This window comes from Polaribacter sp. 20A6, assembly GCF_011378915.1.
Classification (GTDB): Bacteria; Bacteroidota; Bacteroidia; order Flavobacteriales; family Flavobacteriaceae; genus Polaribacter; species Polaribacter sejongensis.
In genome coordinates, this window is sequence record NZ_WTPZ01000020.1 from 1 (window position 1) to 2,335 (window position 2,335).

A 2,335-nucleotide genomic window follows, 5' to 3' on the forward strand; every position below is an offset into this window, starting at 1 on the left:
CAAGAGTTTTATTCACAAATTTTTAAAGAATCTGAGTGTTTTCGCCAGTTTTTGCCAACGTTGTTGTGTATGATTAGTTGCGTGTTTTAAGCACTAAAGTAGTAAATAAAACACAGATAGAAAGTTCGCGAGAACTTTCGTAAATTGGCTAAAACCAAGCAATTAATTATACACGGTGTTGGCAATAGTTATTTTATCCACAAGCGTTTTCGGGTATTTCTTTTTTAATTCCGTTACATATTTTAGAAGTTTACGAAATCTTGGTTTGTCAACACTATTTAAATATGAAATCCAGCCAATTACTTCATTAAGTAAAGTAGTATTCTTTTGTTCACTTGGTTTAGTTAAATGAAATACCTTTGAACGTACCATTTTGTATTTTTTAGTCCCTACTCCAAATCGATTGTTTGATACGACTAATCCTGTTATTATTTTAGCTCGACTTGCTCCTGCGACTCTAGTCTTTTTTTTGTTAATTCGAAAACCTTCATCTTCTATAATATTCTTTACAACAGGTAAAATTTGAACAGTATTTGCTGGATGAAGTCCAGAGAATGATAAATCATCCGCATATCTGGTATAAGTTATTCCTCTTTTTCCTACAAAGCCTTGAATTCGTTTATCTAGTTTCCAAGTAATAAGATTTGCTAATTTTGGCGAGCAAGGACTTCCTTGAGGTAATGAATTATCACAAGTACAAATATTGGTAAGCATCGTCGAAATTAACTTATTATATCCTATTGATTTAAAAACATTATAAACCTGAATATCAGTCACAGTCCCGAAAAAATCTGTTAAATCAATTGTAAGCATACAATTAGCATTTATATGTGGTCTTGCATTGTCCGCAGTTGAACTTCCTTTTTCAAAACCTTTACAAGAATCAGAAACTTTGAGTTTGTTTAGAATACTTACTAATATCCAAGCTTGTAATCCTTTAAGGTTTTTACTCGGTTGACAGATTGTTCGTGTACCTCCAGATTTTTTCTTTAATGGGAATTTTTTATAATGGAAATCAGACCTTACTGACAATTGATAAAACGTGTATTTAGAGAGATGTGTAATTTGCGAGAAATCATCAATTGATTGGATTATTGGAAGTCCAAGCATATTCAATCGTATGTTTTCGTTTCTAGCCATATTTTATTAGAATGAAGAAAAGAAAGTTCTTTATACTTCTCAATAGTTGAGTGAAATTTAATTATATCTGAGGTATCGAAGATATCATTAAAATTTGCGATGATAGTATCTAAGTTTAAAACTCGAGCGTCGGAACAACACTCACTCACTTTAACATATTATGACCAAAGTCTATAATAAAAAAGTGTCTAAAAAGAACTTTCCTATATCTTCATTTTTCTATTTCTTAGTTTAAAATTTAATATTTCTAAGCGTAATTTATCTAACGCTTCTATTTTATCTTGTATTTTTATTCTGCTACTTATTTTTCTTAATTTCTCAAATTGTTCTAAACCTAAATCGGTCAATCTATATCCATCGATTGTAAATTCTATAGCTTTTTTCTTAGTTAATGTTGTTAAAGCTGTTCTAGTTGCTTCATATGAATTAGAAATATCATCAATAGCTTCTCCTACAATCTTACCTAATGTTGTATCATTAATTGGTTCAAGCAAATATATTGTTGGTAATAAGAAACTATCTAGCTGAAGTAAATTTACTGATTTTGTTTTTACAGCACTATTTTTTCGTGTGAAATTAATAGCAGATTTAATATCAACAATTTCATTTGATAAATCGTTTGGGTCAATAAAAAGCACTCCTTGTTTGTTTGCTTTTTTAATCAGTTTAATTGGTCCTTGATTTATAAAACTTTTGTTTTTTTTATATTTTTTGTCAATTAAGCAAACGATTTTAGCTCTCAATTTTTCGTTATTGGCAAATGCACCAAGTTCTGCAAATGAACCTGGACTTTCAGGAATCATTAATATTACATCAACACTATCAGCGAGTAAATTTTCTAGAGAAAGTAAATCTTTGCTCCTAGAACTATACAAAAGTTCATCGAAGATGTCTTCAGGATAAATGATTTCATACCAATAGGAATTCCAAAAGTTTTTAAATTCATTTGCTACTTTATATCTCAATTTATCTTTCATTGAGATGTCAGCTCCACACAAGAACATATTAATTTTGAAAGTATTCAGAGGTCTGTAAAAGTCATCACGAATTCTACGTGCTAGCTTTTTACAATCTTCATCTGATATTTTTATTTGTGTACTCAATGTTTCTTTATAATTATTGCCAACGTTGTTGTGTTATGGAAAGTTGCGTTTAAAGTGAACGGCTATTTTCCGCAGGAAAATTGTTGTTCGCA

General features: G+C 29.9%; 2 protein-coding genes. Both read right to left on the minus strand.

What is annotated here, in order from left to right; all coding sequences use genetic code 11:
• Positions 1-162 precede the first annotated feature (162 nt).
• Positions 163-1,140 carry a retron St85 family RNA-directed DNA polymerase gene (locus GQS57_RS18135; RefSeq protein ID WP_165734385.1) on the minus strand — a complete coding sequence of 326 codons (978 nt, stop codon included), beginning with the start codon at positions 1,138-1,140 and terminating at the stop codon, positions 163-165.
• A gap of 203 nt (positions 1,141-1,343) precedes the next feature.
• Positions 1,344-2,243, minus strand: a complete 900-nt coding sequence (locus tag GQS57_RS18140; RefSeq protein ID WP_165734386.1) for a retron St85 family effector protein — start codon at positions 2,241-2,243, stop codon at positions 1,344-1,346.
• Between the last annotated feature and the right edge of the window lie 92 nt (positions 2,244-2,335).

What these genes read in the sequence shown, in the direction of transcription:
- GQS57_RS18135 (WP_165734385.1), bottom strand. Translation starts at nt 1,140, where the DNA reads ATGGCTAGAAACGAAAACATACGATTGAATATGCTTGGACTTCCAATA.